We start from the raw sequence: 22,793 nt of genomic DNA on the forward strand, positions 1-22,793 counted from the left end.
GCCCCGCGGGTCACGGGGCCGGGGCGGGCCGGCGGCGGGCTGTCGTGCCCGCTCGTGTTGCCCGCGCCCCGCCCCCCCCCCCCCCCCCCCCGCGGCGGGGGGGGGGGGGGCCCGGGGGGGCGGCCCCCCACCTCCCGTTACCGCGTATCCCGCGTCTCAGCCGCGGCGGGCGAGCCGGACGGTGACCGCCGACACCCACAGCATCGCCGTGATCGCCCCGACCGCCAGGGTCAGCGTCCCCGCCGTGCCGCCGACCATCGCCCAGCCGTTGCCGAGCAGCAGCGCCGTCCCGGCGACCGCGGAGGCGACGGCCCGGCGCTCGTCCCCGGCGCGCCGGAAGTGCCGGACGAGCACGTAGTTCGCCGCGATCAGCGTGCAGAACGTCAACGAACCGGCGACCATGTGGCCGATGCTCTGCCAGGAGGGCGACGCCACGTCCTCGGCGGTACCGGCCGGGAACCCGGCCACCGGGTCGATGACCAGGACGCCCGCCCCGATCAGTCCGATGCCGTGGGCGAACAGCAGCCGGGGCACCCAGACCCCGCCCGGCGCGCCCCGCAGCGCCCGTCGCACCCCCACCGAGCCGATGGTGGCGAGCAGTCCGACGACGACGAACAGCGTGATCTGGAGCCAGCCCAACGAGCCGTTGCTGAGGGCGCTGAGCGGGTGGCGGGTGATGTCGAAGCCCTCCCGGGTCGCGGCCTGACCCAGGGCGACCACCGTCCACAGCGGCGCCGACAGGGCACCGGCGAACAGCAGCCGCCGGGTTCCGGTGGCCGCGGCGGACAGGGGAGCGGCGGCGGTGCCGGTGGCACGGGTCGAGCGGGCGGAACGGGTGGGGGCGTGGGTGGTGGCCATGGGGCGCCTCTTCTCGAACGGTTTCTGCTGTCGGGGTTCGCTGACACGTCGATCGCGTAATGTGACGGGGAACGGCGACGTTCCCTGTCACATCCCCCGTGCGACGTAGGGGCAGAACAGCGGAACCCGCTCACCGACCCGGGCCGGACCCGGGCGGGAGCCATACGGAGAGAGAGCCCCATGCGCTACCTGATGATGGCCAAGTCGTCCGACGCCCCCGCCGGTGCGGAACTCGACACCCTGATGACCGAGATGGCCGCGTTCATCGAGGAACTGACCGCGTCCGGCGTCCTGCTGGCGACCGGCGGCCTCGTCCCCGAGGGGGTGCGGGTGATCTCCTCCGGTGGTGAGCTCACCGTGACGGACGGCCCGTTCACCGAGGCCAAGGAGGCCGTCGCCGGTTTCGCCCTGGTCGAGGTCCGGGACAAGGAGGAGGCCGTCGAGCTGGCCCGCCGGTTCCGACGGATAGCGGGCGACGGGGAGAGCGTCCTCCAGCAGGTCTTCACCTCCTGACGGCGGGCCGTGACGACGGGGCCCCGGTCGACCGGGGAAGGTGACGTGCCGGTCGACCCGGGCCGCACGGTCGACCCGGGCCGCACGGTCGACGCGGTCTGGAAACGGGAGTCCGCGCGGATCGTCGCCGCGCTGACCCGGCTGACCAGGGACGTCGGCCTGGCCGAAGAACTGGCCCAGGACGCCCTGGTGTCGGCGCTCGAACAGTGGCCCCTCTCCGGCGTCCCGGACAATCCGGGCGCCTGGCTGATGACCGTCGCCAAACGCCGCGCCGTCGACCTGGTCCGACGCGAGCAGCGCGGCGAACGCGGTCGGGAACTGCTCGCCCGGGAGCAGGCCGAGGAGCAGCGCGCCGCACCGGACGCGGAGCACGCGGAGCCTCCGGGGGCCGGGGCGGACGGGGAGGCCGCAGCGGACGACGACGTCCTGCGGCTGATGCTCATCTCCTGCCACCCGGTGCTCGACACGGACGCCCGGGTGGCCCTCACCCTCCGACTGCTCGGCGGGCTCACCGCCGCGGAGATCGCCCGGGCGTTCCTGGTCAAGGAGACCGTGATCGCCCGCCGCATCGCCGACGCCAAGCGCACCCTCGCCGAGCGGCAGGTGCCCTTCGTCCTGCCCCGCGGCGAGGACCTGACCGCCCGGATCGCCTCCGTACTGGAGGTGGTCTACCTGGTCTTCAACGAGGGGTACGCGGCGACCACCGGGGACGGTCTGCTGCGCCCCGGCCTCACCCTGGAGGCGATCCGGCTCGGTCGGCTCCTCGCCGGGCTGGCCCCCGAGGAGGCGGAGGTCCACGGGCTGGTCGCGCTGATGGAGATCCAGGAGTCCCGCTCCGCGGCCCGCACCGGCCCCACCGGCGAACCGGTCCCGCTGCACGAGCAGAACCGGGGCCGCTGGGACCCGCTGCTGATCCGCCGGGGCTTCGCCTCGATGCTCCGGGCCCGCGACCTCGGCACGCCCCCGGGTCCGTACGTGCTCCAGGCGGCGATCGCCGTCACCCACGCCCAGGCCAGGAACGCGGCGGACACCGACTGGGCGGGGATCGCCGCCCTGTACGAGGCCCTGGTGCGGCTGCTGCCGACCCCGGTGGTCCGGCTGAACCGGGCCGTCGCGGTCGGTTTCGCGCACGGGCCCGCGACGGGGCTCGCCCTGCTGGACGAGTTGGCCACCGATCCCCGGCTCCAGGACTACCACCTGTTGCCGGGCGTGCGCGGTGACCTGCTGGCCAAGCTGGGGCGGCCCGCCGAGGCCCGGCTCGAATTCGAACGGGCCGCCTCCCTCACCGGGAACACCGCGGAGCGGGCGTTCCTCCAGCGGCGCGCGGACGTCCTGGCCGCCGCGGGGTCCTGGCAGTCGGCGCTCGGCGGGGCCCAGGTGCCCACGCTCGGCGGGGCCGTCCGGGAGTTCCTGACCCGGGACGGGCTGGACCCGGCCACCGCCCGCTCCTACGGGCAGACCCTGCGCCGGCTGCGGCTCGCCCTGGGGGACCGGCTGCCGCTCGGCGAACTGACCCCCGAGGCGGTCGAGCGCACCTTCGGCACGGCGTGGGGCACCGCGAGCGCCGCCACCTGGAACCGGCACCGCTCGGCGCTGCGGACCTTCGCCGCCGCGGCCGGACTCGGCGAGGACGTGACGTCCCTGATCGACCGCCGCAGCGGCACCGCCCCGCGCACCCCGCCGCTGGCCCCGGACCGGTTGGACGCCCTGTGGGCCCGACCGGGCACCCCGCTGCGCGAACTCCTGCTGTGGCGACTGCTGCACGAGTCGGGCGCCGCGGTGAAACGGGTCCTGGCCCTGGACGTCGAGCAACTGGACCTGGACGACCGCCGGGCCCGCACCGGGAGCGGCTGGGTGAGCTGGCGGGCGGGCACCGCCCTGCTGCTGCCGGCCCACCTAGCAGGACGGACCGGCGGTCCGCTCTTCCTCACCGACCGTCGCCCCGGCCCGGCCCGCCGCAGGTCCGCGGCCGACACCGACCCGACGACGGGGCTGGCCCGACTGTCCTACGAACGGGCGGAGTACCTGTTCAAGCAGGCCACCCGCCCGCTCGATCCGACGGGCGCGGGCTACACCCTGGGCCGGCTCAGGTCGCGGGAGTGAGCGGCGGGCCGGGGCGGTCGATCCGGTGGACGTGGTGCAGCGGATCGTCCTGCATGTGGTCCGGCTCCAGCGGGCCGCTGCCCACCCGGCGCAGTCCGGCGCGCTCCAGGGCCCGTCACGACCTGCGGTTGCCCGCGACGACCGGCACGATCACGCACCGCGCGGACCGGGGCGCCCGCCAGAGGTCCGCCACGGCCGCGGCGATCACCAGCGGCCCGAGCTCCCGCCCGATGCGCTCCGGCGGGCCGATCAGGTAGTCGATCGTGTACGCGCCGACGGGGACCTCGACCACGCCGGACAGTTCGTCGCGGTAGTCGGGGTGGTCGGCCAGCGGCACCTGCTGCACCAGGCCCACCGGTTCGCCGTCGGCCAGGACGAGCCGGTCCACGAACGGCTCCTCGCTGCGGGCTGCCGCACCGAAGTCCCGCTCCACCCCTTCGGGCGACGGGTCGTGGTGCCACCGGCGCGCCACGGCCGGCCGCCCGGTCGTCGCACTCACTCGGCCACCCCCACCGCCCGTCCGACCGTGGTCCGGTCGTCGATCAGCGCCAGCACGGCATGGGCGACGTCGGCGCGGCGGATGCTCCGGGCGGACGGCGGGTTCCCGCCGACCAGGGTGCGGTAGCGCCCGGTCACCGGGCCGTCCAGCAGCCGGGGCGGCCGGACGGCGGTCCAGTCCGTGCTGCTCGCGGCGAGCGCGGCCTCCATCAGGCGCAGATCGTCGTACGCGTACCGGAAGACGCGGTTCACCACGGCCCCCATGAGCCGGTCGGACAGCGGTTCGCCGGGCGGGGCGGCGGCGAGCGGCGAGGCGCTCACCACCAGCAGTCGCCGGACGTCCTCGGCGGCCATCGCGGCGAGCACCGCGCGGGTCAGTCGGGCGGTGACGCCCCCGTCCTTGCGGCTGCGCGGTCCGAGCGCGGAGAGCACCGCGTCCCGGCCGGCGACCGCCGCCCGCACCTCCTCGGGGGCGGTGAGGTCGGTGCGCACCACGTCGAGCCCGTCGCCCGTCACGGTCAGCCGGGCCGGGTCGCGCACCACCGCGGTGACCTGGTGGCCGGCCGCCAGCCCCTGCCGGACGATCTCCTGGCCGACCCCACCGGTCGCACCGAACACCGTGATCCTCATGAACCCCTCCTGGGTGGGTGAGTGCTTACTCACCCATAGGATGAGTAAGCACTCACCCACCCGTCAAGCGGAGCGCCCGTGCCCACCGAAGACCCCACCGCCCGGCGGCCGACCCGGGCCCGCATCCTCGACGCCGCGCACGAACTGATGCTGTCGCTAGGGATGGCCCGGACCACCACCAAGGAGATCGCCCGAGCCGCCGACTGCTCCGAGGCCGCGCTGTACAAGTACTTCGCGAGCAAGCAGGAGCTCTTCGTCGCCGTGCTGGGCGAGCGGCTGCCCCGGCTGGGCCCGCTGATGGAACGCCTGGCGCGGGACCCGGGCGCCCGCAGCGTCGAGGACAACCTCACCGAGATCGCCCGGGTCGCCGCCCTGTTCTACGAGCAGAGCTTCCCGATCGCCGCCTCGCTCTACGCCGAGACCCAGCTCAAGCTGCGCCACGAGGACGCGCAGCGGCAGATCGGCGCCGGCCCGCACCTGCCCATCGAGGGGTTGGCGGACTACCTGCGCGCCGAACAGCGGGCCGGCCGCATCCGGGCGGAGGCCGACGCCTTCACCGCCGCCGCGCTGCTGATGGGCGCCTGCTGCCAGCGCGCCTTCGCCTACGACGCCACCGAGGCCGGCCGTTCGCCGCAGCCGCTGGACGAGTTCGCCCGCGCCGCGGCCCGCACCCTGCTCGCGGGCCTCGGCTGACCGGGGCGCCCCGGACCCGGCGGCGCTAGACGGGCACCGCGGGAACGGAGGTCAGCCAGGTGTTGACCTCCCCGAGCAGCCGCTCCTTCTCCTCCCGGGGCGCCGCCGAGGCCCGGATCGACTGGCGGGCGAGCTCCGCGAGCTCCGGGTCGGAGAAGCCGTGGACGGTCCGCGCCAGCTCGTACTGCTCGTTCAGCCGCGCACCGAACAGCAGCGGGTCGTCCGCGCCGAGGGCCAGCGGCACCCCCGCGTCGAACATGGTGCGCAGCGGTACGTCCGCCGCCTTGTCGTAGACCCCGAGCGCCACATTGGAGGTGGGGCAGACCTCGCAGGTCACGCCCCGGTCCGCCAGCCGTTTCAGCAGCCTCGGGTCCTCGGCGGCCCGCACCCCGTGGCCGACCCGGTCGGCGTGCAGGTCGTCCAGGCAGTCCCGCACCGAGGCGGGGCCGGTCAGCTCACCGCCGTGCGGGGCGGACAGCAGGCCCCCCTCCCGGGCGATGGCGAACGCCCGGTCGAAGTCGCGGGCCATGCCCCGGCGCTCGTCGTTGGAGAGCCCGAACCCGACGACCCCGCGGTCCGCGTAGCGCACGGCGAGCCGGGCCAGCGTCCGGGCGTCCAGGGGGTGCTTCATCCGGTTCGCGGCGACCAGCACCCGCATCCCGAGCCCGGTGTCCCGCGACGCGCCGTCCACCGCGTCGAGGATGATCTCCAGTGCGGGGATCAGCCCCCCGAGACGGGGTGCGTACGAGGTCGGGTCGACCTGGATCTCCAGCCAGCGCGAGCCGGCCCGGATGTCCTCCTCGGCGGCCTCCCGCACCAGTCGCCGGATGTCCTCCGGTTCGCGCAGGCAGGACCGGGCCATGTCGTAGAGGCGTTGGAAGCGGAACCAGCCGCGCTCGTCGGTGGCCCGTAGGTCCGGCGGCTCGGCCCCGGACAGTGCGGCGGGCAGGTGCACCCCGTACTTGTCGGCCAGCTCCAACAGGGTGCCGGGCCGCATCGAACCCGTGAAGTGCAGATGCAGATGCGCCTTCGGCAGGGCGCCGAGGTCTCGAACGTGCTCCATCCCAGGATCTTGCCGCAACCGGCGGCCCACCGGCACCGGCTTTCCCCGTTCGGGTGCTTGCTCGAACGAAGAAGCGGGCCCCCACCAGGTGGGAACCCGCTTCCGTGTGACGCGCCACACCGCGCGTGGCGCGACCCGCCCGCCGGTCGACGGCCTCAGTCGACAGCTCAGTCGGTGGCTTCCGCCAGGAGCTTCTGGATCCGCGAGACGCCCTCGACCAGGTCCTCGTCACCGAGCGCGTACGACAGCCGCAGGTACCCGGGCGTGCCGAACGCCTCGCCGGGCACCACCGCGACCTCGACCTCGTCCAGGATCAGCGCGGCCAGCTCCACGCTGCTGCGCGGACGCTTGCCCCGGATCTCCTTGCCGATCAGCGCCTTCACCGACGGGTACACGTAGAACGCGCCCTCCGGCTCCGGGCAGAGCACGCCGTCGATCTCGTTGAGCATGCGCACGATCGTCTGGCGGCGCCGGTCGAACGCCTCGCGCATCTCGGCCACCGCCGTCAGGTCGCCGGACACGGCCGCGAGCGCGGCGGCCTGGGCGACGTTGGAGACGTTGGAGGTGGCGTGCGACTGGAGGTTGGTCGCGGCCTTGACCACGTCCTTGGGGCCGATGAGCCAGCCCACCCGCCAGCCGGTCATGGCGTACGTCTTCGCCACCCCGTTGACGACGATGCACTTGTCGCGCAGCTCCGGCACCACGGTCGGCAGCGAGGTGAAGGTCGCGTCGCCGTAGACCAGGTGTTCGTAGATCTCGTCCGTGAGCACCCACAGCCCGTGCTCGACGGCCCAGCGGCCGATCGCCTCGGTGTCCTCGGCGCTGTAGACCGCGCCGGTCGGGTTCGAGGGCGAGACGAACAGCAGCACCTTGGTCCGCTCGGTGCGGGCCGCCTCCAGCTGCTCGACCGTCACCCGGTAGCCGCTGGTCTCGTCGGTGACCACCTCGACCGGGACCCCGCCGGCGAGTCGGATCGACTCGGGGTAGGTCGTCCAGTACGGGGCCGGGACGATGACCTCGTCGCCCGGGTCGAGGATCGCGGCGAACGCCTCGTAGATCGCCTGCTTGCCGCCGTTGGTCACCAGGACCTGCGCCGCCTCGACCTCGTAGCCGGAGTCGCGGAGCGTCTTCGCGGCGATGGCCGCCTTCAGCTCCGGAAGCCCGCCGGCGGGGGTGTAGCGGTGGAACTTCGGGTTCTTGCACGCTTCGATGGCGGCTTCGACGATGTAGTCCGGGGTGGGGAAGTCGGGTTCCCCGGCCCCGAAACCGATCACCGGACGACCGGCGGCCTTGAGGGCCTTGGCCTTGGCGTCGACGGCGAGGGTCGCGGACTCGGAGATCGCGCCCACCCGGGCGGATACTCGGCGATCGGTCGGAGAGGTAGCAGCGCTCATGGGCCCCATGGTTCCAGACCGGAAACCGGCCCGGCACACGGGTTTCACCCAGTGGGCACCGGGCACGCGACGGACGGGGGCGGCGCGGCCACCAGCCGTCCGGACGCTTTCTGTTCGACGTCGGCCCCGGGAACACGTACACTCTCTCCTCGTTGGCCGACACCGGCCGCACCCGTCGACCGCACACCCTGCGGCCGTCCGGATGCGGTACGTTGGGGCGAACCAAAGGGTCGTAGCTCAATTGGTAGAGCACTGGTCTCCAAAACCAGCGGTTGGGGGTTCAAGTCCCTCCGGCCCTGCAAGACACACTTCCCCTTCCGGATGTGTGGATGTATGCGAAGTACGTACCGCAATGCACCGTCGTGCGGCTCAACCGGGCGCGGCACGGCCGACCCGGGAATCAGGTGAGGACGAGTGACGGACGCCGTGGGCTCCATCGACATGCCTGATGCTCAAGACGATGCGTCGGACACGCAGAAGAAGACGCGTAAGGGCGGCAAGCGCGGCAAGAAGGGCCCCTTCGGCCGTCTCGCGCTCTTCTACCGCCAGATCGTCGCTGAGCTGCGCAAGGTCGTCTGGCCGAATCGCTCCGAGCTCACCACGTACACGACCGTCGTGATCATCTTCGTGGTGATCATGATCGGCATCGTCACCGTGCTTGACTTGGGTCTCGACCGAGTCGCGAAGTACATCTTCGGCTGATGCCGAAAGCACAGCCCGAAGCGAAGGACGCCGACGTCGGCGTCCCTTTCGCGTTGTTCCACCCCTCTGTAACCAGGAAGAAGCAGCCACCGTGTCTGACCCGAACCTGAACGACGCCGTCGAGTCCGATGAGGTCGCTGCGGAGTCCGTCGAGGACCAGCTCGACATCGTCGAGGGCGCGGACTCCGTGAGTGCTGAGGACGCCGCGGACCAGGACGGGGCCGACGCCGAAGCTGCCGAGGAAGCCGCGCTCCACGTCGAGGAGGCTGACGACGCCGCCGAGACCGACGCCGAGGCCGACGACGCCGAGGCCACCGAGGACGACGACGCCGAAGCCGACGAGGCCGACGGCGACGCCGAGGAAGAGGACGAGGTCGAGGCCGCCGAGCCGGTGGACCCCGTCGCCGCGCTCCGCGAGGAGCTGCGCACCCTGCCCGGCGAGTGGTACGTCATCCACACCTACGCGGGCTACGAGAAGCGCGTGAAGGCCAACCTGGAGCAGCGCGCCGTCTCGCTGAACGTCGAGGAGTTCATCTACCAGGCCGAAGTGCCCGAGGAAGAGATCGTCCAGATCAAGAACGGCGAGCGCAAGAACGTCCGCCAGAACAAGCTTCCCGGTTACGTCCTGGTCCGGATGGACCTCACCAACGAGTCCTGGGGCGTCGTCCGCAACACCCCCGGCGTCACCGGCTTCGTCGGCAACGCCTACGACCCGTACCCGCTGACGCTGGACGAGATCGTCAAGATGCTCGCCCCGGAGGCCGAGGAGAAGGCCGCCCGCGAGGCCGCCGACGCCGAGGGCCGCCCCGCGCCGCAGCGCAAGGTCGAGGTCCAGGTGCTCGACTTCGAGGTGGGCGACTCGGTCACCGTCACCGACGGCCCCTTCGCCACGCTCCAGGCCACGATCAACGAGATCAACGCCGACTCGAAGAAGGTCAAGGGCCTCGTCGAGATCTTCGGCCGAGAGACCCCGGTCGAGCTGAGCTTCGACCAGATCCAGAAGAACTAGCGGTCTCCCGGCGCGGAAGATCGCGCCGGGATTCCCCACCAAGCTTCCGATCAGGTCAGAACGGTCACCCGGTGACCGCTCTGACCTGTCGGTTTTTATCCGCGCGGCAATACCCGTTATCGTTGTGCGGTATGCCTCCATCCGGATGATCGGCTGGAGTGCTCACCTCTCACTAGGACCCGGAGAGAGCACATGCCTCCCAAGAAGAAGAAGGTCACGGGGCTTATCAAGCTCCAGATCCAGGCCGGTGCCGCTAACCCGGCCCCGCCCGTCGGCCCTGCGCTGGGCCAGCACGGCGTCAACATCATGGAGTTCTGCAAGGCCTACAACGCCGCGACCGAGTCGCAGCGCGGTTGGGTCATCCCGGTGGAGATCACGGTCTACGAAGACCGTTCCTTCACCTTCATCACCAAGACCCCGCCGGCCGCGAAGATGATCCTCAAGGCCGCGGGCGTGGAGAAGGGCTCCGGCGAGCCGCACAAGACCAAGGTCGCCAAGATCACCCAGGCGCAGGTCCGCGAGATCGCCACCACCAAGATGCCCGACCTCAACGCCAACGACCTGGACGCCGCCGCGAAGATCATCGCGGGCACCGCCCGGTCCATGGGTGTCACGGTCGAGGGCTGACCCCCTCCCCGCTCGTGCCCCGTGCGCGGGCGCGTGCGAACCCGCACCAAGTGGCAGGGCCAGCGCCGGCCCGCACCACGACTCCATTCCCGTCCGGCGGCACCCCCGCCCGACGAAACTCTGTACAGGAGCAGAAGTGAAGCGCAGCAAGTCTCTCCGCGCCGCTGACGCCAAGGTCGACCGGGACAAGCTCTACGCCCCGCTCGAGGCCGTGCGTCTCGCCAAGGACACCTCCACGTCCAAGTTCGACGGCACCGTCGAGGTCGCCTTCCGACTCGGCGTCGACCCCCGCAAGGCGGACCAGATGGTCCGCGGCACCGTGAACCTCCCGCACGGCACCGGCAAGACCGCCCGGGTCCTGGTCTTCGCGACCGGTGACCGTGCCGAGGCCGCGCGTGCCGCGGGCGCCGACATCGTCGGCTCCGACGAGCTGATCGACGAGATCTCCAAGGGCCAGCGCCTCAACGAGTTCGACGCCGTCGTCGCCACCCCGGACCTCATGGGCAAGGTCGGTCGTCTCGGCCGCGTCCTCGGCCCGCGTGGTCTGATGCCGAACCCGAAGACCGGCACCGTGACCCCGGACGTGGCCAAGGCCGTGACCGAGATCAAGGGCGGCAAGATCGAGTTCCGCGTCGACAAGCACTCGAACCTCCACTTCATCATCGGCAAGGTGTCCTTCGACGACACCCAGCTCGTGGAGAACTACGGCGCCGCGCTGGAGGAGATCCTCCGCCTCAAGCCGTCCGCCGCGAAGGGCCGCTACATCAAGAAGGCCGTCATCAGCACCACGATGGGCCCCGGCGTCCCGATCGACTCCAACCGCACCCGCAACCTCCTCACCGAGGAGGACCCGGCCGCCGTCTGAGCGATCGGGTACGCGTCAGCGTGACCTCACGGGCCCCCGTGCCGTCCGGTTCCCCCGGCGGCACGGGGGCCCGTCCGCGTTCCCGGACGGCCCGTTGCCCGACCCGTCCGTGCCCGGGCCCGCCCTGCGCTAGCGTGCGAACAGTGACACGCGTACGGGGGAGCGGCACATGGGACGCAGGTGGTTCACGGCACCGACCGGGTCGGACGGCACGCAGCGCGCGCGGGCGGGTGCACGGGCGCGTGTACGGGCGGGGGGGCGGGTCGCCCTCCCCCGCCGGCACGGACTGCTCCCGTGGTGCGCGCTCTCCCTCGCCCCCCTGCTCCTGGGCACCGGCTGCGGCCTCTTCGCCCTGACCGCCTGTTCCCCCGGGGGCGACGGCGCGGCGGACCCCCGGCCCACGGCCACCGTCTCCGCCGACGTCCTGCGGGCCCTGCGCAGCGCCGCGGAACGGACCCGGGAGGCGGGCTCCGCGCGGGTCGTTGCCGTGATGGAACTGGACGGGAAGGCGTCCACCGAGGCCAGCGGGGTGCTCGGCTGGAGCGACGGACTCAGCGGCACCCTCACCATCCGCTACCGCGGCGAGCTCGCGAAGACCCTGCGCGAGCTGGGCACCCGCACCACCGAGGCCCGGTTCGTGGACGGCGTGTACTACGCGCGGATGGGCGACGCCTTCGCGGACCGGGCCGGCGGGCGGCACTGGATCCGGCACGGCCACGACACCTCGGCGGACGTCACCCCCTCACGCTCGGTCGACCTGCTGCTCTTCGCCCGTGACCTGCGCCGAGTGGGACGCGAGGAGGTCCGCGGCACCACGGCGACGCACTACGCGGGCACCGTCCGCACGGCCGAGCTGGCCACCCGGGGACCGGGCGCCGGGCGCGCCGCCGAACTGCGGGAGCAACTGACGGCCGCCGGGATCGTCGAGGAGCGGATCGACGCCTGGATCGACGCCGGGGGTCGACTGGTGAAGCGCAGCGAGCGCAGCCGGACGGCCGCCGGAACCCTGCTCAGCACCGCGCACTACCGCGACTTCGGGGCCCGGGTGCTCGCCCGGCCGGCGCCCCCGGCCGAGGACACCGTGGACTACCAGGCGCTGCTGGCCAACGGTTCGGCTGTTACTGGAGGCAATTAATGAAACGGGTGTTGTCGGTGGGGTCGGGTACTGTCCTTGACCAGCATGAAGCGCAACACGCAGTTCACGTTTGCTCAGGGGTGGGGAATGCACATCAACAAGAAGTCGAGGGCCGCTGCCGGCGCGTTCGTCGTGGCGCTCCTGGCGGGCGGCACGGCCGCCTGCGGGTCCGACTCTGACTCCTCCGACATGTCGCCCGCCGCGGCGGTCAAGGCGGCGTCCGAGAAGAACGAGAAGATCACCTCGCTCAGCTACAAGATCAAGGGCACCTATCCCGGCCAGGGCAAGGTCGAGGGCAACGCGCAGATGAGCGTGAAGCCGCCGGCGATGAGCATGAAGCTGTCGACGGACACCCCCGGCCAGCCGGGCGAGGTCGAGATCATCATGGTCGACGAGGCCATGTACCTCGGCGGGAACCCGGAAGCGGCCGAGGAACTGGGCGGCAAGCGGTTCCTGAAGATGGACCTCTCCGGCCTCGACGAGGCGGGGAAGGGCGCTGCCGGCGGCCCCGGCAAGGTCCCCGGTCAGGTCGGCCAGAACCCGGCCGCGGAGTCCGGTTTCCTCGACGGCGCCGAGGACGTGAAGAAGATCGGCACCGCGACCATCGAGGGCGAGGAGACCACCCAGTACCGGGGCACGGTCTCCGTCAAGGACCTGCGCGCCTCCCTGAAGGACGAGAAGGCCGAGACCCGCAAGCAGCGCGAGAAGAGCCTCAAGCAGTACGAGGACCTCGGTGTGAAGAACTTCACCATGGACATCTGGATCACCGAGGAGGACCGCACCAAGCAGTTCCGCATGCAGGGCGACGCCGAGCAGGGCAAGCTCGACGTGACGATGACCTTCGGTGACGTGAACAAGCCCGTCACCGTGAAGGCCCCGCCCGCCTCCGAGGTCATGGACCTGGCGGAGATGATGAAGGACGTCGAAGCGGAGCCGGCCGCCTGAGGGTGCTTTCCGGTCGTTCCCGGTCGTTACCCGGCCGTCACCGGCAGCCGGCCACCTCGGGGGAACCGCCCGAGGTGGCCGATTTGCCTGGCGCACGCCCGTTCCCGTATGCTTCCCGAGAAGCCAAAGACCGCTGGTCGTTGCCGCGCACTCATCCGAGTCGCGGTGGCCGAAGGATCCGCTGAACTGCGGACGACCCGCGTAGGTGACCGTGGAATTGCTCCTGGACGGATTTCCGCCTGGTAGAGCTGAGCCCCGTGCGCCTGCGCCGGGGCGTTTTCTTTTCCTCAGTCCTCCTTCGGGTCCGCGCGGTCCGAATCACCCGGAAGGAGGCCGAGGCTCATGGCGAGGCCCGACAAGGCTGACGCGGTTGCCGAGCTGACGGACAAGTTCCGCAGCTCGAACGCCGCCGTGCTGACCGAGTACCGCGGTCTCACCGTGGCACAGCTCAAGCAGCTGCGCCGTTCGCTCGGTGAGAACGCCCAGTACGCCGTGGTGAAGAACACGCTGACCAAGATCGCTGCCAATGAGGCCGGGATCTCGACGCTCGACGACCTGTTCAACGGTCCGACGGCGGTCGCCTTCGTCACCGGTGACCCGGTGGAGTCGGCGAAGGGTCTTCGTGACTTCGCCAAGGACAACCCCAATCTCGTCATCAAGGGCGGTGTCCTTGACGGCAAGGCGCTGTCCGCCGACGAGATCAAGAAGCTCGCGGACCTCGAGTCCCGCGAGGTTCTGCTCGCCAAGCTGGCGGGTGCCATGAAGGGCAAGCAGTCCCAGGCTGCCGCGCTCTTCCAGGCGCTTCCCTCGAAGTTCGTCCGCACCGCGGAGGCGCTTCGTGCCAAGAAGGCCGAGGGCGAGCAGGGCGGTGCCGAGTAATTCGGCTCGCACTTTGACCGTCGCCGCCTGAGGCACGCGCCCCGGCGCGGAGACGGTCACCGCGGGCCCGACGTACGCCCGCCTGACATGTACATCCGGCACCTGCCGAATTAGTGGAAGGATCGCCCATCATGGCGAAGCTCAGCCAGGACGACCTGCTTGCCCAGTTCGACGAGATGACCCTCATCGAGCTCTCCGAGTTCGTGAAGGCGTTCGAGGAGCGTTTCGACGTCACCGCCGCCGCCCCGGTCGCCGTTGCCGCCGGTGTCCCCGGTGCCCCGGCCGCCGAGGCCGCTGAGGAGCAGGACGAGTTCGACGTCATCCTCCTCGGCGCCGGCGAGAAGAAGATCCAGGTCATCAAGGTCGTGCGTGAGCTGACCTCCCTGGGTCTCAAGGAGGCCAAGGACCTCGTGGACGGCACCCCGAAGCCGGTCCTCGAGAAGGTCGCCAAGGACGCCGCGGAGAAGGCCGCCGAGGCCCTCAAGGGCGCCGGCGCCTCCGTCGAGGTCAAGTGACCCCACGGGAGTCCAGCCGACTCCCGCACGAGCGCGGTGCCCTCGCGGCACCCCCTCGTACCCTGCCGCTGTAACGCGGACGCACCGTACGGCGATCACCCAAGTGGGTGGTCGCCGTTCGGCGTTCGTGGCGCCGCCGACGGGCTGCTTGCGTGGTCCGTGCCGACGAGTATGGTGATCTTCGTTGTGCCCGCGGCGGCCCTGGTGACGGCCCGCCCACGGCGGTGATCAGTGACGATCGCGGCACTCGGTTCGGGCTAGGGGGCCTTGACGAACCGCACGCAGCGCGCAATTCTCAGGACGCGTCGTCACAACGATCCGACTCCGAGGCATGGATCGGCGACGAAGAGGGCAGTATCGATGTGCGTCGAGGGCAGTGACGGACAGCAGGTGTGGAGCGGACAAAGGGTGGCAGTGAACCCGCACTGGACATCAGTGAGCCTTGTGGCTACACTGACCCTTTGCGCTGCCTGTTAGCTGCCTCCTGCCCGTCACCAGGGGCATGCCCATGCTTGAGCACCGAGTCGAAAACCGGCCCTGACCTGGGATTTCGTGTCGACGTCTTGTGGTGTCCAGGCGGGGGACCGGTACGCGCGTAGTGAGTCCGAGCCCTCGGAAGGACCCCCTCTTGGCCGCCTCGCGCACTGCCTCGACCGCGAATACGAACAACGGCGCCAGCACCGCCCCGCTGCGCATCTCCTTTGCAAAGATCAAGGAGCCCCTTGAGGTTCCGAACCTTCTTGCGCTGCAAACCGAGAGCTTTGACTGGCTGCTCGGCAACGACGCGTGGAAGGCTCGTGTAGAGGCGGCTCTGGACAGCGGACAGGACGTCCCCACCAAGTCCGGTCTGGAGGAGATCTTCGAGGAGATCTCCCCGATCGAGGACTTCTCCGGGTCGATGTCGCTGACCTTCCGCGACCACCGCTTCGAGCCGCCGAAGAACTCCATCGACGAGTGCAAGGAGCGCGACTTCACCTTCGCCGCGCCGCTCTTCGTCACCGCCGAGTTCACCAACAACGAGACCGGCGAGATCAAGTCCCAGACGGTCTTCATGGGCGACTTCCCGCTCATGACCAACAAGGGCACCTTCGTCATCAACGGCACCGAGCGTGTCGTCGTGTCGCAGCTCGTCCGTTCCCCCGGTGTCTACTTCGACTCCTCCATCGACAAGACGTCCGACAAGGACATCTTCTCGGCCAAGATCATCCCGTCCCGGGGTGCCTGGCTGGAGATGGAGATCGACAAGCGCGACATGGTCGGCGTCCGCATCGACCGCAAGCGCAAGCAGTCCGTCACCGTCCTCCTCAAGGCCCTCGGTTGGACCACCGACCAGATCCTGGAGGAGTTCGGCGAGTACGAGTCCATGCGCGCCACCCTGGAGAAGGACCACACCCAGGGCCAGGACGACGCGCTGATCGACATCTACCGCAAGCTGCGTCCGGGCGAGCCCCCCACGCGTGAGGCCGCCCAGACCCTGCTGGAGAACCTCTACTTCAACCCGAAGCGCTACGACCTGGCCAAGGTCGGCCGCTACAAGGTCAACAAGAAGCTCGGCGCCGACGAGCCGCTGGACGCCGGCGTGCTCACCACCGACGACGTCATCGCGACCATCAAGTACCTGGTCAAGCTGCACGCCGGTGAGATCGAGACGGTCGGCGAGTCCGGCCGCACGATCGTCGTCGAGACCGACGACATCGACCACTTCGGCAACCGTCGCCTGCGCAACGTCGGCGAGCTGATCCAGAACCAGGTCCGTACGGGTCTCGCCCGCATGGAGCGCGTCGTGCGCGAGCGCATGACCACCCAGGACGTCGAGGCGATCACGCCGCAGACCCTGATCAACATCCGGCCGGTCGTCGCCTCCATCAAGGAGTTCTTCGGCACCAGCCAGCTGTCGCAGTTCATGGACCAGAACAACCCGCTGTCGGGGCTCACCCACAAGCGCCGTCTGTCGGCGCTCGGCCCGGGTGGTCTCTCCCGTGAGCGGGCGGGCTTCGAGGTCCGTGACGTGCACCCCTCGCACTACGGCCGCATGTGCCCGATCGAGACGCCCGAAGGCCCGAACATCGGTCTGATCGGCTCGCTCGCCTCCTACGGCCGCGTCAACGCGTTCGGTTTCGTCGAGACCCCGTACCGCAAGGTCGTCGACGGCCAGGTCACCGACGAGGTCGACTACCTGACCGCCGACGAAGAGGACCGCTTCGTCATCGCGCAGGCCAACGCGCAGCTCACCGACGACCTCCGGTTCGCCGAGAACCGCGTCCTGGTGCGCCGCCGCGGCGGCGAGGTCGACTACGTGCCCGGCACCGAAGTCGACTACATGGACGTCTCGCCGCGCCAGATGGTGTCCGTCGCCACCGCGATGATCCCGTTCCTGGAGCACGACGACGCCAACCGTGCCCTCATGGGCGCGAACATGATGCGCCAGGCCGTTCCGCTCATCAAGGCGGAGGCGCCGCTCGTCGGCACCGGCATGGAGTACCGCTGCGCCACCGACGCGGGTGACGTCATCAAGGCGGAGAAGGACGGTGTCGTCCAGGAGGTCTCGGCCGACTACGTCACCGTCACCAACGACGACGGCACGTACAACACGTACCGGGTCGCCAAGTTCTCCCGCTCGAACCAGGGCACCTCCGTCAACCAGAAGGTCATCGTCTCCGAGGGCGACCGCGTCATCGAGGGCCAGGTCCTCGCCGACGGTCCCGCCACCGAGAACGGTGAGATGGCGCTCGGCAAGAACCTGCTCGTCGCGTTCATGCCGTGGGAGGGCCACAACTACGAGGACGCGATCATCCTGTCGCAGCGCCTCGTGCAGGACGACGTCCTCTCCTCGATCCACATCGAGGAGCACGAGGTCGACGCCCGTGACACCAAGCTCGGCCCCGAGGAGATCACCCGGGACATCCCGAACGTCTCCGAGGAGGTCCTCGCCGACCTCGACGAGCGCGGCATCATCCGCATCGGTGCCGAGGTCATCGCCGGTGACATCCTCGTCGGCAAGGTCACGCCCAAGGGCGAGACCGAGCTGACTCCCGAGGAGCGCCTGCTCCGCGCGATCTTCGGCGAGAAGGCCCGTGAGGTCCGCGACACCTCGCTGAAGGTCCCGCACGGCGAGACCGGCAAGGTCATCGGCGTCCGCGTCTTCGACCGCGAGGAGGGCGACGAGCTGCCGCCCGGCGTCAACCAGCTCGTGCGGGTGTACGTCGCCCAGAAGCGGAAGATCACGGACGGCGACAAGCTCGCCGGACGCCACGGCAACAAGGGCGTCATCTCCAAGATCCTCCCGATCGAGGACATGCCGTTCCTGGAGGACGGCACCCCCGTCGACATCATCCTCAACCCGCTCGGCGTCCCGTCCCGAATGAACCCGGGACAGGTCCTGGAGATCCACCTCGGCTGGCTCGCCAGCCAGGGCTGGGACGTCTCCGGCCTCGGCGACGACTGGGCGCAGCGCCTCCAGGCCATCGAGGCCGACCGGGTCGCCCCGCGCACCAACGTCGCCACGCCCGTCTTCGACGGTGCCCGTGAGGACGAGCTGGCCGGCCTGCTGGAGCACACCGTTCCCAACCGCGACGGCGACCGCATGGTCCTCCCGTCCGGCAAGGCCCAGATGTACGACGGCCGCTCCGGCGAGCCGTTCCCGGAGCCGATCTCGGTCGGCTACATGTACATCCTCAAGCTCCACCACCTGGTCGACGACAAGCTGCACGCCCGGTCGACCGGCCCGTACTCGATGATCACCCAGCAGCCGCTGGGTGGTAAGGCCCAGTTCGGTGGCCAGCGCTTCGGTGAGATGGAGGTGTGGGCGCTGGAGGCTTATGGCGCCGCGTACGCCCTCCAGGAGCTGCTGACCATCAAGTCCGACGACGTCACCGGCCGCGTGAAGGTCTACGAGGCCATCGTCAAGGGCGAGAACATCCCCGAGCCCGGCATCCCCGAGTCCTTCAAGGTGCTCATCAAGGAGATGCAGTCCCTGTGCCTCAACGTGGAGGTGCTGTCCTCGGACGGCATGTCCATCGAGATGCGCGACACCGACGAGGACGTCTTCCGCGCGGCGGAAGAACTCGGCATCGACCTGTCCCGGCGCGAGCCGAGCAGCGTCGAAGAGGTCTGACGGGTCCGGCCGGGATCACCACCAGGTGATCCCGGCCGCAGCCCCGGACCCCGTACAGACCACGAGAGACACAACCCTGAGAGGGATTGACGCATAGTGCTCGACGTCAACTTCTTCGACGAGCTTCGGATCGGCCTCGCCACCGCGGATGACATCCGCCAGTGGAGCCACGGCGAGGTCAAGAAGCCCGAAACGATCAACTACCGCACCCTGAAGCCCGAAAAGGACGGACTCTTCTGCGAGAAGATCTTCGGTCCGACCCGGGACTGGGAGTGCTACTGCGGCAAGTACAAGCGTGTCCGGTTCAAGGGCATCATCTGTGAGCGCTGCGGCGTGGAGGTCACGCGCGCCAAGGTGCGTCGTGAGCGGATGGGCCACATCGAGCTGGCCGCCCCGGTCACCCACATCTGGTACTTCAAGGGCGTTCCCTCACGCCTGGGCTACCTCCTGGACCTCGCGCCGAAGGACCTGGAGAAGGTCATCTACTTCGCCGCGTACATGATCACGTACGTGGACGACGAGCGTCGTACCCGTGACCTGCCGTCGCTGGAGGCCCACGTCTCCGTCGAGCGCCAGCAGGTCGAGAACCGGCGTGACGCCGACCTCGAAGCCCGCGCCAAGAAGCTGGAGACCGACCTCTCCGAGCTGGAGGCCGAGGGCGCCAAGGCCGATGTGCGCCGCAAGGTCCGCGAGGGCGCCGAGCGCGAGATGAAGCAGCTCCGCGACCGCGCCCAGCGCGAGATCGACCGCCTCGACGAGGTGTGGACGCGCTTCAAGAACCTCAAGGTCCAGGACCTGGAGGGCGACGAGCTCCTCTACCGCGAGCTCCGCGACCGCTTCGGCACCTACTTCGACGGTTCGATGGGCGCCGCCGCGCTCCAGAAGCGCCTGGAGTCCTTCGACCTCGACGAGGAGGCCGAGCGCCTCCGCGAGATCATCCGCACCGGCAAGGGCCAGAAGAAGACCCGTGCCCTCAAGCGGCTCAAGGTCGTCTCGGCGTTCCTCCAGACCAGCAACAGCCCCAAGGGCATGGTCCTGGACTGCGTCCCGGTCATCCCGCCGGACCTGCGTCCGATGGTGCAGCTGGACGGTGGCCGCTTCGCGACCTCCGACCTGAACGACCTGTACCGCCGGGTCATCAACCGGAACAACCGCCTCAAGCGTCTCCTTGACCTCGGTGCCCCCGAGATCATCGTGAACAACGAGAAGCGGATGCTCCAGGAGGCCGTCGACGCGCTGTTCGACAACGGCCGCCGCGGCCGTCCGGTCACCGGTCCGGGCAACCGTCCGCTGAAGTCGCTGTCCGACATGCTCAAGGGCAAGCAGGGCCGCTTCCGTCAGAACCTCCTCGGCAAGCGCGTCGACTACTCGGCCCGTTCCGTCATCGTCGTCGGCCCCCAGCTGAAGCTGCACCAGTGCGGTCTGCCGAAGGCCATGGCGCTGGAGCTGTTCAAGCCGTTCGTGATGAAGCGCCTGGTGGACCTGAACCACGCGCAGAACATCAAGTCGGCCAAGCGCATGGTCGAGCGCGGTCGCACCGTGGTGTACGACGTCCTCGAAGAGGTCATCGCCGAGCACCCGGTGCTGCTGAACCGTGCACCGACCCTGCACCGTCTGGGCATCCAGGCGTTCGAGCCGCAGCTCGTCGAGGGCAAGGCCATCCAGATCCACCCGCTCGTCTGCACCGCGTTCAACGCGGACTTCGACGGTGACCAGATGGCCGTGCACCTGCCGCTCTCCGCGGAGGCGCAGGCCGAGGCCCGCATCCTGATGCTGTCCTCGAACAACATCCTCAAGCCCGCCGACGGCCGCCCGGTCACGATGCCGACCCAGGACATGGTCCTCGGTCTGTTCTTCCTGACCACCGACGGCGAGATGCGCAGCGTCAAGGGCGAGGACCGTGTCTTCGCGTCCGTGGCCGAGGCGATCATGGCCTTCGACGCCGGCGAGCTGTCCCTCCAGTCCCGGGTGGACATCCGCTTCCCGGTGGGCACCATCCCGCCGCGCGGCTGGACCCCGCCCGTCGACGAGGCCGGCCCCGACGGGTTCGGCGGCGAGTGGCAGCAGGGTGACACCTTCCGTCTGCGGACGACCCTGGGTCGCGCGCTCTTCAACGAGCTGCTGCCCGAGGACTACCCGTTCGTCGACTACGAGGTCGGCAAGAAGCAGCTCTCCGAGATCGTCAACGACCTCGCCGAGCGCTACCCCAAGGTCATCGTGGCGGCGACGCTCGACAACCTGAAGGCGGCCGGCTTCTACTGGGCGACCCGCTCCGGCGTCACCGTCGCCATCTCCGACGTGGTCGTGCCCGAGGCGAAGAAGGAGATCGTCGCCGGGTACGAGGCCAAGGACGAGAAGGTCCAGAAGCAGTACGAGCGCGGTCTGATCACCAAGGAAGAGCGCACTCAGGAGCTCATCAAGATCTGGACCCAGGCGACCAACCAGGTCGCCGAGGCGATGAACGACAACTTCCCGAAGACGAACCCGATCTTCATGATGGTGAACTCGGGCGCGCGCGGAAACATGATGCAGATGCGTCAGATCGCCGGTATGCGCGGTCTGGTGTCGAACGCCAAGAACGAGACCATCCCGCGGCCCATCAAGGCGTCGTTCCGTGAGGGTCTGTCCGTGCTGGAGTACTTCATCTCCACCCACGGTGCCCGTAAGGGTCTGGCGGACACCGCCCTGCGTACCGCCGACTCGGGTTACCTCACCCGTCGTCTCGTGGACGTCTCCCAGGACGTCATCATCCGCGAGGAGGACTGCGGCACCGAGCGCGGTCTGAAGCTGCGGATCGCCGAGCGCGGTGCGGACGGCACGCTGCGCAAGACCGAGGACGTCGAGACCAGCGTCTACGCCCGCATGCTGGCCGAGGACGTCGTCATCGACGGCAAGGTCATCGCGCCGGCCAACGTCGACCTCGGTGACGTGCTGATCGACCAGCTCGTCCACCACGGGGTCGAAGAGGTCAAGACCCGCTCGATCCTGACCTGCGAGTCCGCCGTCGGCACCTGCGCCATGTGCTACGGCCGCTCGCTGGCCACCGGCAAGCTGGTCGACATCGGTGAGGCGGTCGGCATCATCGCCGCCCAGTCCATCGGTGAGCCCGGCACCCAGCTGACGATGCGTACCTTCCACACCGGTGGTGTGGCCGGTGACGACATCACCCAGGGTCTGCCGCGTGTCGTCGAGCTCTTCGAGGCCCGTACGCCCAAGGGCGTCGCCCCGATCTCGGAGGCGGCCGGCCGCGTCCGGATCGAGGAGACCGAGAAGACCAAGAAGATCGTCGTCACCCCGGACGACGGCAGCGACGAGACGGCCTTCCCGATCTCGAAGCGCGCCAAGGTCCTGGTCCGTGAGGGCGACCACGTCGAGGTGGGCCAGAAGCTCACCTTCGGTGCGACCAACCCGCACGACGTGCTGCGCATCCTCGGTCAGCGGGCCGTGCAGGTCCACCTGGTCGGCGAGGTCCAGAAGGTCTACAACTCGCAGGGCGTGTCGATCCACGACAAGCACATCGAGATCATCATCCGGCAGATGCTCCGCCGTGTGACGATCATCGAGTCCGGTGACGCCGAGCTGCTGCCCGGTGAGCTGGTGGAGCGGTCGAAGTTCGAGACCGAGAACCGTCGCGTGGTGCAGGAGGGCGGTCACCCGGCCTCCGGCCGTCCGCAGCTCATGGGTATCACCAAGGCGTCGCTCGCGACCGAGTCGTGGCTGTCCGCGGCCTCCTTCCAGGAGACGACCAGGGTCCTGACGGACGCGGCGATCAACGCCAAGTCCGACTCCCTGATCGGCCTCAAGGAGAACGTCATCATCGGCAAGCTCATCCCGGCCGGTACGGGTCTCGCCCGTTACCGCAACATCCGGGTCGAGCCCACCGAAGAGGCGAAGGCCGCGATGTACTCGGCCGTCGGGTACGACGACATCGACTACTCTCCGTTCGGTACGGGGTCCGGCCAGGCCGTTCCCCTGGAGGACTACGACTACGGGCCCTACAACCAGTAGTCGTACCGCGCGCACGCGCAGCAGTCAGGCCGGAGGGCGGGCATCCCAGGGATGCCCGCCCTCCGGGCGTCGGCGACCCTTTTCCGTCCCCCTCGGCAGGGGGTCCGCAAACGGCCGGACCAATATCATTTTGACCACGCTGGGTGCGGTCGGTACGCTCATACCTTGTGCCTGGGGTGTGCCCTGGCCCCCGTGCGTGTCCTCAACCGTACGGGTGGCCGATCGTGGCCACCGTATCCGTG

The 22,793-nt window shown here is 69.9% G+C and carries 19 protein-coding genes and 1 tRNA gene; 14 read left to right on the forward strand and 6 right to left on the reverse strand.

The genetic code is table 11. The features are described from left to right. Positions 1-156 precede the first annotated feature (156 nt). Entirely contained in the window at positions 157-858 is a 702-nt protein-coding gene (locus ACFYOU_RS19290) for a DUF998 domain-containing protein (RefSeq protein WP_389771093.1), read from the reverse strand. A gap of 180 nt (positions 859-1,038) precedes the next feature. Here ACFYOU_RS19290 and ACFYOU_RS19295 point away from each other — a divergent pair, with 180 nt between their 5' ends. Further along, complete coding sequence (locus tag ACFYOU_RS19295) at positions 1,039-1,371, forward strand: YciI family protein (RefSeq protein ID WP_386999906.1); 333 nt, start codon at positions 1,039-1,041, stop codon at positions 1,369-1,371. Between the two features lie 45 nt (positions 1,372-1,416). Beyond that, a complete protein-coding gene (locus ACFYOU_RS19300) occupies positions 1,417-3,474 on the forward strand; it encodes a DUF6596 domain-containing protein (protein WP_391307044.1) in 2,058 nt (685 codons plus the stop codon). A gap of 115 nt (positions 3,475-3,589) precedes the next feature. On the opposite strand, the gene ACFYOU_RS19305 is transcribed toward ACFYOU_RS19300, so the two are convergent. Beyond that, the gene (locus ACFYOU_RS19305) at positions 3,590-3,973 is read right to left on the reverse strand and encodes a GNAT family N-acetyltransferase (protein ID WP_391307046.1); all 384 of its coding nucleotides are present in this window, start codon (positions 3,971-3,973) and stop codon (positions 3,590-3,592) included. Then, entirely contained in the window at positions 3,970-4,602 is a 633-nt protein-coding gene (locus tag ACFYOU_RS19310) for an NAD(P)H-binding protein (protein WP_391307047.1), read from the reverse strand. The genes ACFYOU_RS19305 and ACFYOU_RS19310 overlap by 4 nt, the downstream gene beginning before the upstream one ends. 78 nt (positions 4,603-4,680) lie before the next feature. Between ACFYOU_RS19310 and ACFYOU_RS19315 the strand changes: the two genes are divergently transcribed. Beyond that, complete coding sequence (locus ACFYOU_RS19315) at positions 4,681-5,295, forward strand: TetR family transcriptional regulator (RefSeq protein WP_391307049.1); 615 nt, start codon at positions 4,681-4,683, stop codon at positions 5,293-5,295. 25 nt (positions 5,296-5,320) lie between these two features. Here ACFYOU_RS19315 and ACFYOU_RS19320 read toward each other — a convergent pair whose 3' ends face one another. Further along, positions 5,321-6,358, reverse strand: a complete 1,038-nt coding sequence (locus ACFYOU_RS19320; RefSeq protein ID WP_385493648.1) for an adenosine deaminase — start codon at positions 6,356-6,358, stop codon at positions 5,321-5,323. Between the two features lie 167 nt (positions 6,359-6,525). Beyond that, the gene (locus tag ACFYOU_RS19325; RefSeq protein ID WP_389771111.1) at positions 6,526-7,752 is read right to left on the reverse strand and encodes a pyridoxal phosphate-dependent aminotransferase; all 1,227 of its coding nucleotides are present in this window, start codon (positions 7,750-7,752) and stop codon (positions 6,526-6,528) included. A gap of 226 nt (positions 7,753-7,978) precedes the next feature. On the opposite strand from ACFYOU_RS19325, the gene ACFYOU_RS19330 reads away from it, so the two are divergent. From ACFYOU_RS19330 to ACFYOU_RS19355, 6 genes are all read left to right on the forward strand, one after another. Continuing rightward, a tRNA-Trp gene (locus tag ACFYOU_RS19330) sits at positions 7,979-8,051 on the forward strand. A 115-nt stretch (positions 8,052-8,166) separates the two neighbouring features. Beyond that, positions 8,167-8,454, forward strand: coding sequence for a preprotein translocase subunit SecE (gene secE, locus ACFYOU_RS19335; protein ID WP_389771114.1), 288 nt, complete (start codon positions 8,167-8,169; stop codon positions 8,452-8,454). A 91-nt stretch (positions 8,455-8,545) separates the two neighbouring features. Next, entirely contained in the window at positions 8,546-9,463 is a 918-nt protein-coding gene (nusG, locus tag ACFYOU_RS19340; protein ID WP_391307051.1) for a transcription termination/antitermination protein NusG, read from the forward strand. A 192-nt stretch (positions 9,464-9,655) separates the two neighbouring features. After that, positions 9,656-10,090, forward strand: coding sequence for a 50S ribosomal protein L11 (gene rplK, locus ACFYOU_RS19345; RefSeq protein WP_007384044.1), 435 nt, complete (start codon positions 9,656-9,658; stop codon positions 10,088-10,090). Positions 10,091-10,226: 136 nt separating this feature from the next. Further along, positions 10,227-10,955, forward strand: a complete 729-nt coding sequence (rplA, locus tag ACFYOU_RS19350; protein WP_385493642.1) for a 50S ribosomal protein L1 — start codon at positions 10,227-10,229, stop codon at positions 10,953-10,955. 169 nt (positions 10,956-11,124) lie between these two features. Next, positions 11,125-12,090 (forward strand): hypothetical protein, encoded by a 966-nt coding sequence (locus ACFYOU_RS19355; RefSeq protein ID WP_391307052.1) that lies wholly within the window; start codon positions 11,125-11,127, stop codon positions 12,088-12,090. A 74-nt stretch (positions 12,091-12,164) separates the two neighbouring features. Here the strand turns inward: ACFYOU_RS19355 and ACFYOU_RS19360 are convergent, their stop codons facing one another. Beyond that, positions 12,165-12,332: a hypothetical protein gene (locus ACFYOU_RS19360; RefSeq protein WP_389771124.1), complete on the reverse strand. Its 168-nt coding sequence runs from the start codon at positions 12,330-12,332 to the stop codon at positions 12,165-12,167. Positions 12,333-12,474: 142 nt separating this feature from the next. Between ACFYOU_RS19360 and ACFYOU_RS19365 the strand changes: the two genes are divergently transcribed. The 5 genes from ACFYOU_RS19365 (at position 12,475) to ACFYOU_RS19385 (ending at position 22,551) form a co-directional block, all read left to right on the forward strand. Further along, positions 12,475-13,035: a DUF1396 domain-containing protein gene (locus tag ACFYOU_RS19365; protein ID WP_389771126.1), complete on the forward strand. Its 561-nt coding sequence runs from the start codon at positions 12,475-12,477 to the stop codon at positions 13,033-13,035. Positions 13,036-13,377: 342 nt separating this feature from the next. After that, entirely contained in the window at positions 13,378-13,914 is a 537-nt protein-coding gene (gene rplJ, locus ACFYOU_RS19370; RefSeq protein WP_366114088.1) for a 50S ribosomal protein L10, read from the forward strand. A gap of 131 nt (positions 13,915-14,045) precedes the next feature. Next, positions 14,046-14,429: a 50S ribosomal protein L7/L12 gene (gene rplL / locus ACFYOU_RS19375; RefSeq protein WP_389771130.1), complete on the forward strand. Its 384-nt coding sequence runs from the start codon at positions 14,046-14,048 to the stop codon at positions 14,427-14,429. A 628-nt stretch (positions 14,430-15,057) separates the two neighbouring features. Continuing rightward, entirely contained in the window at positions 15,058-18,543 is a 3,486-nt protein-coding gene (rpoB, locus tag ACFYOU_RS19380) for a DNA-directed RNA polymerase subunit beta (RefSeq protein WP_385493637.1), read from the forward strand. 96 nt (positions 18,544-18,639) lie between these two features. Further along, the gene (locus tag ACFYOU_RS19385; RefSeq protein ID WP_386999928.1) at positions 18,640-22,551 is read left to right on the forward strand and encodes a DNA-directed RNA polymerase subunit beta'; all 3,912 of its coding nucleotides are present in this window, start codon (positions 18,640-18,642) and stop codon (positions 22,549-22,551) included. Positions 22,552-22,793 lie beyond the last annotated feature (242 nt).

Origin of the sequence: Streptomyces sp. NPDC005955 (assembly GCF_042871255.1) — a bacterium.
Classification (GTDB): domain Bacteria; phylum Actinomycetota; class Actinomycetes; order Streptomycetales; family Streptomycetaceae; genus Streptomyces.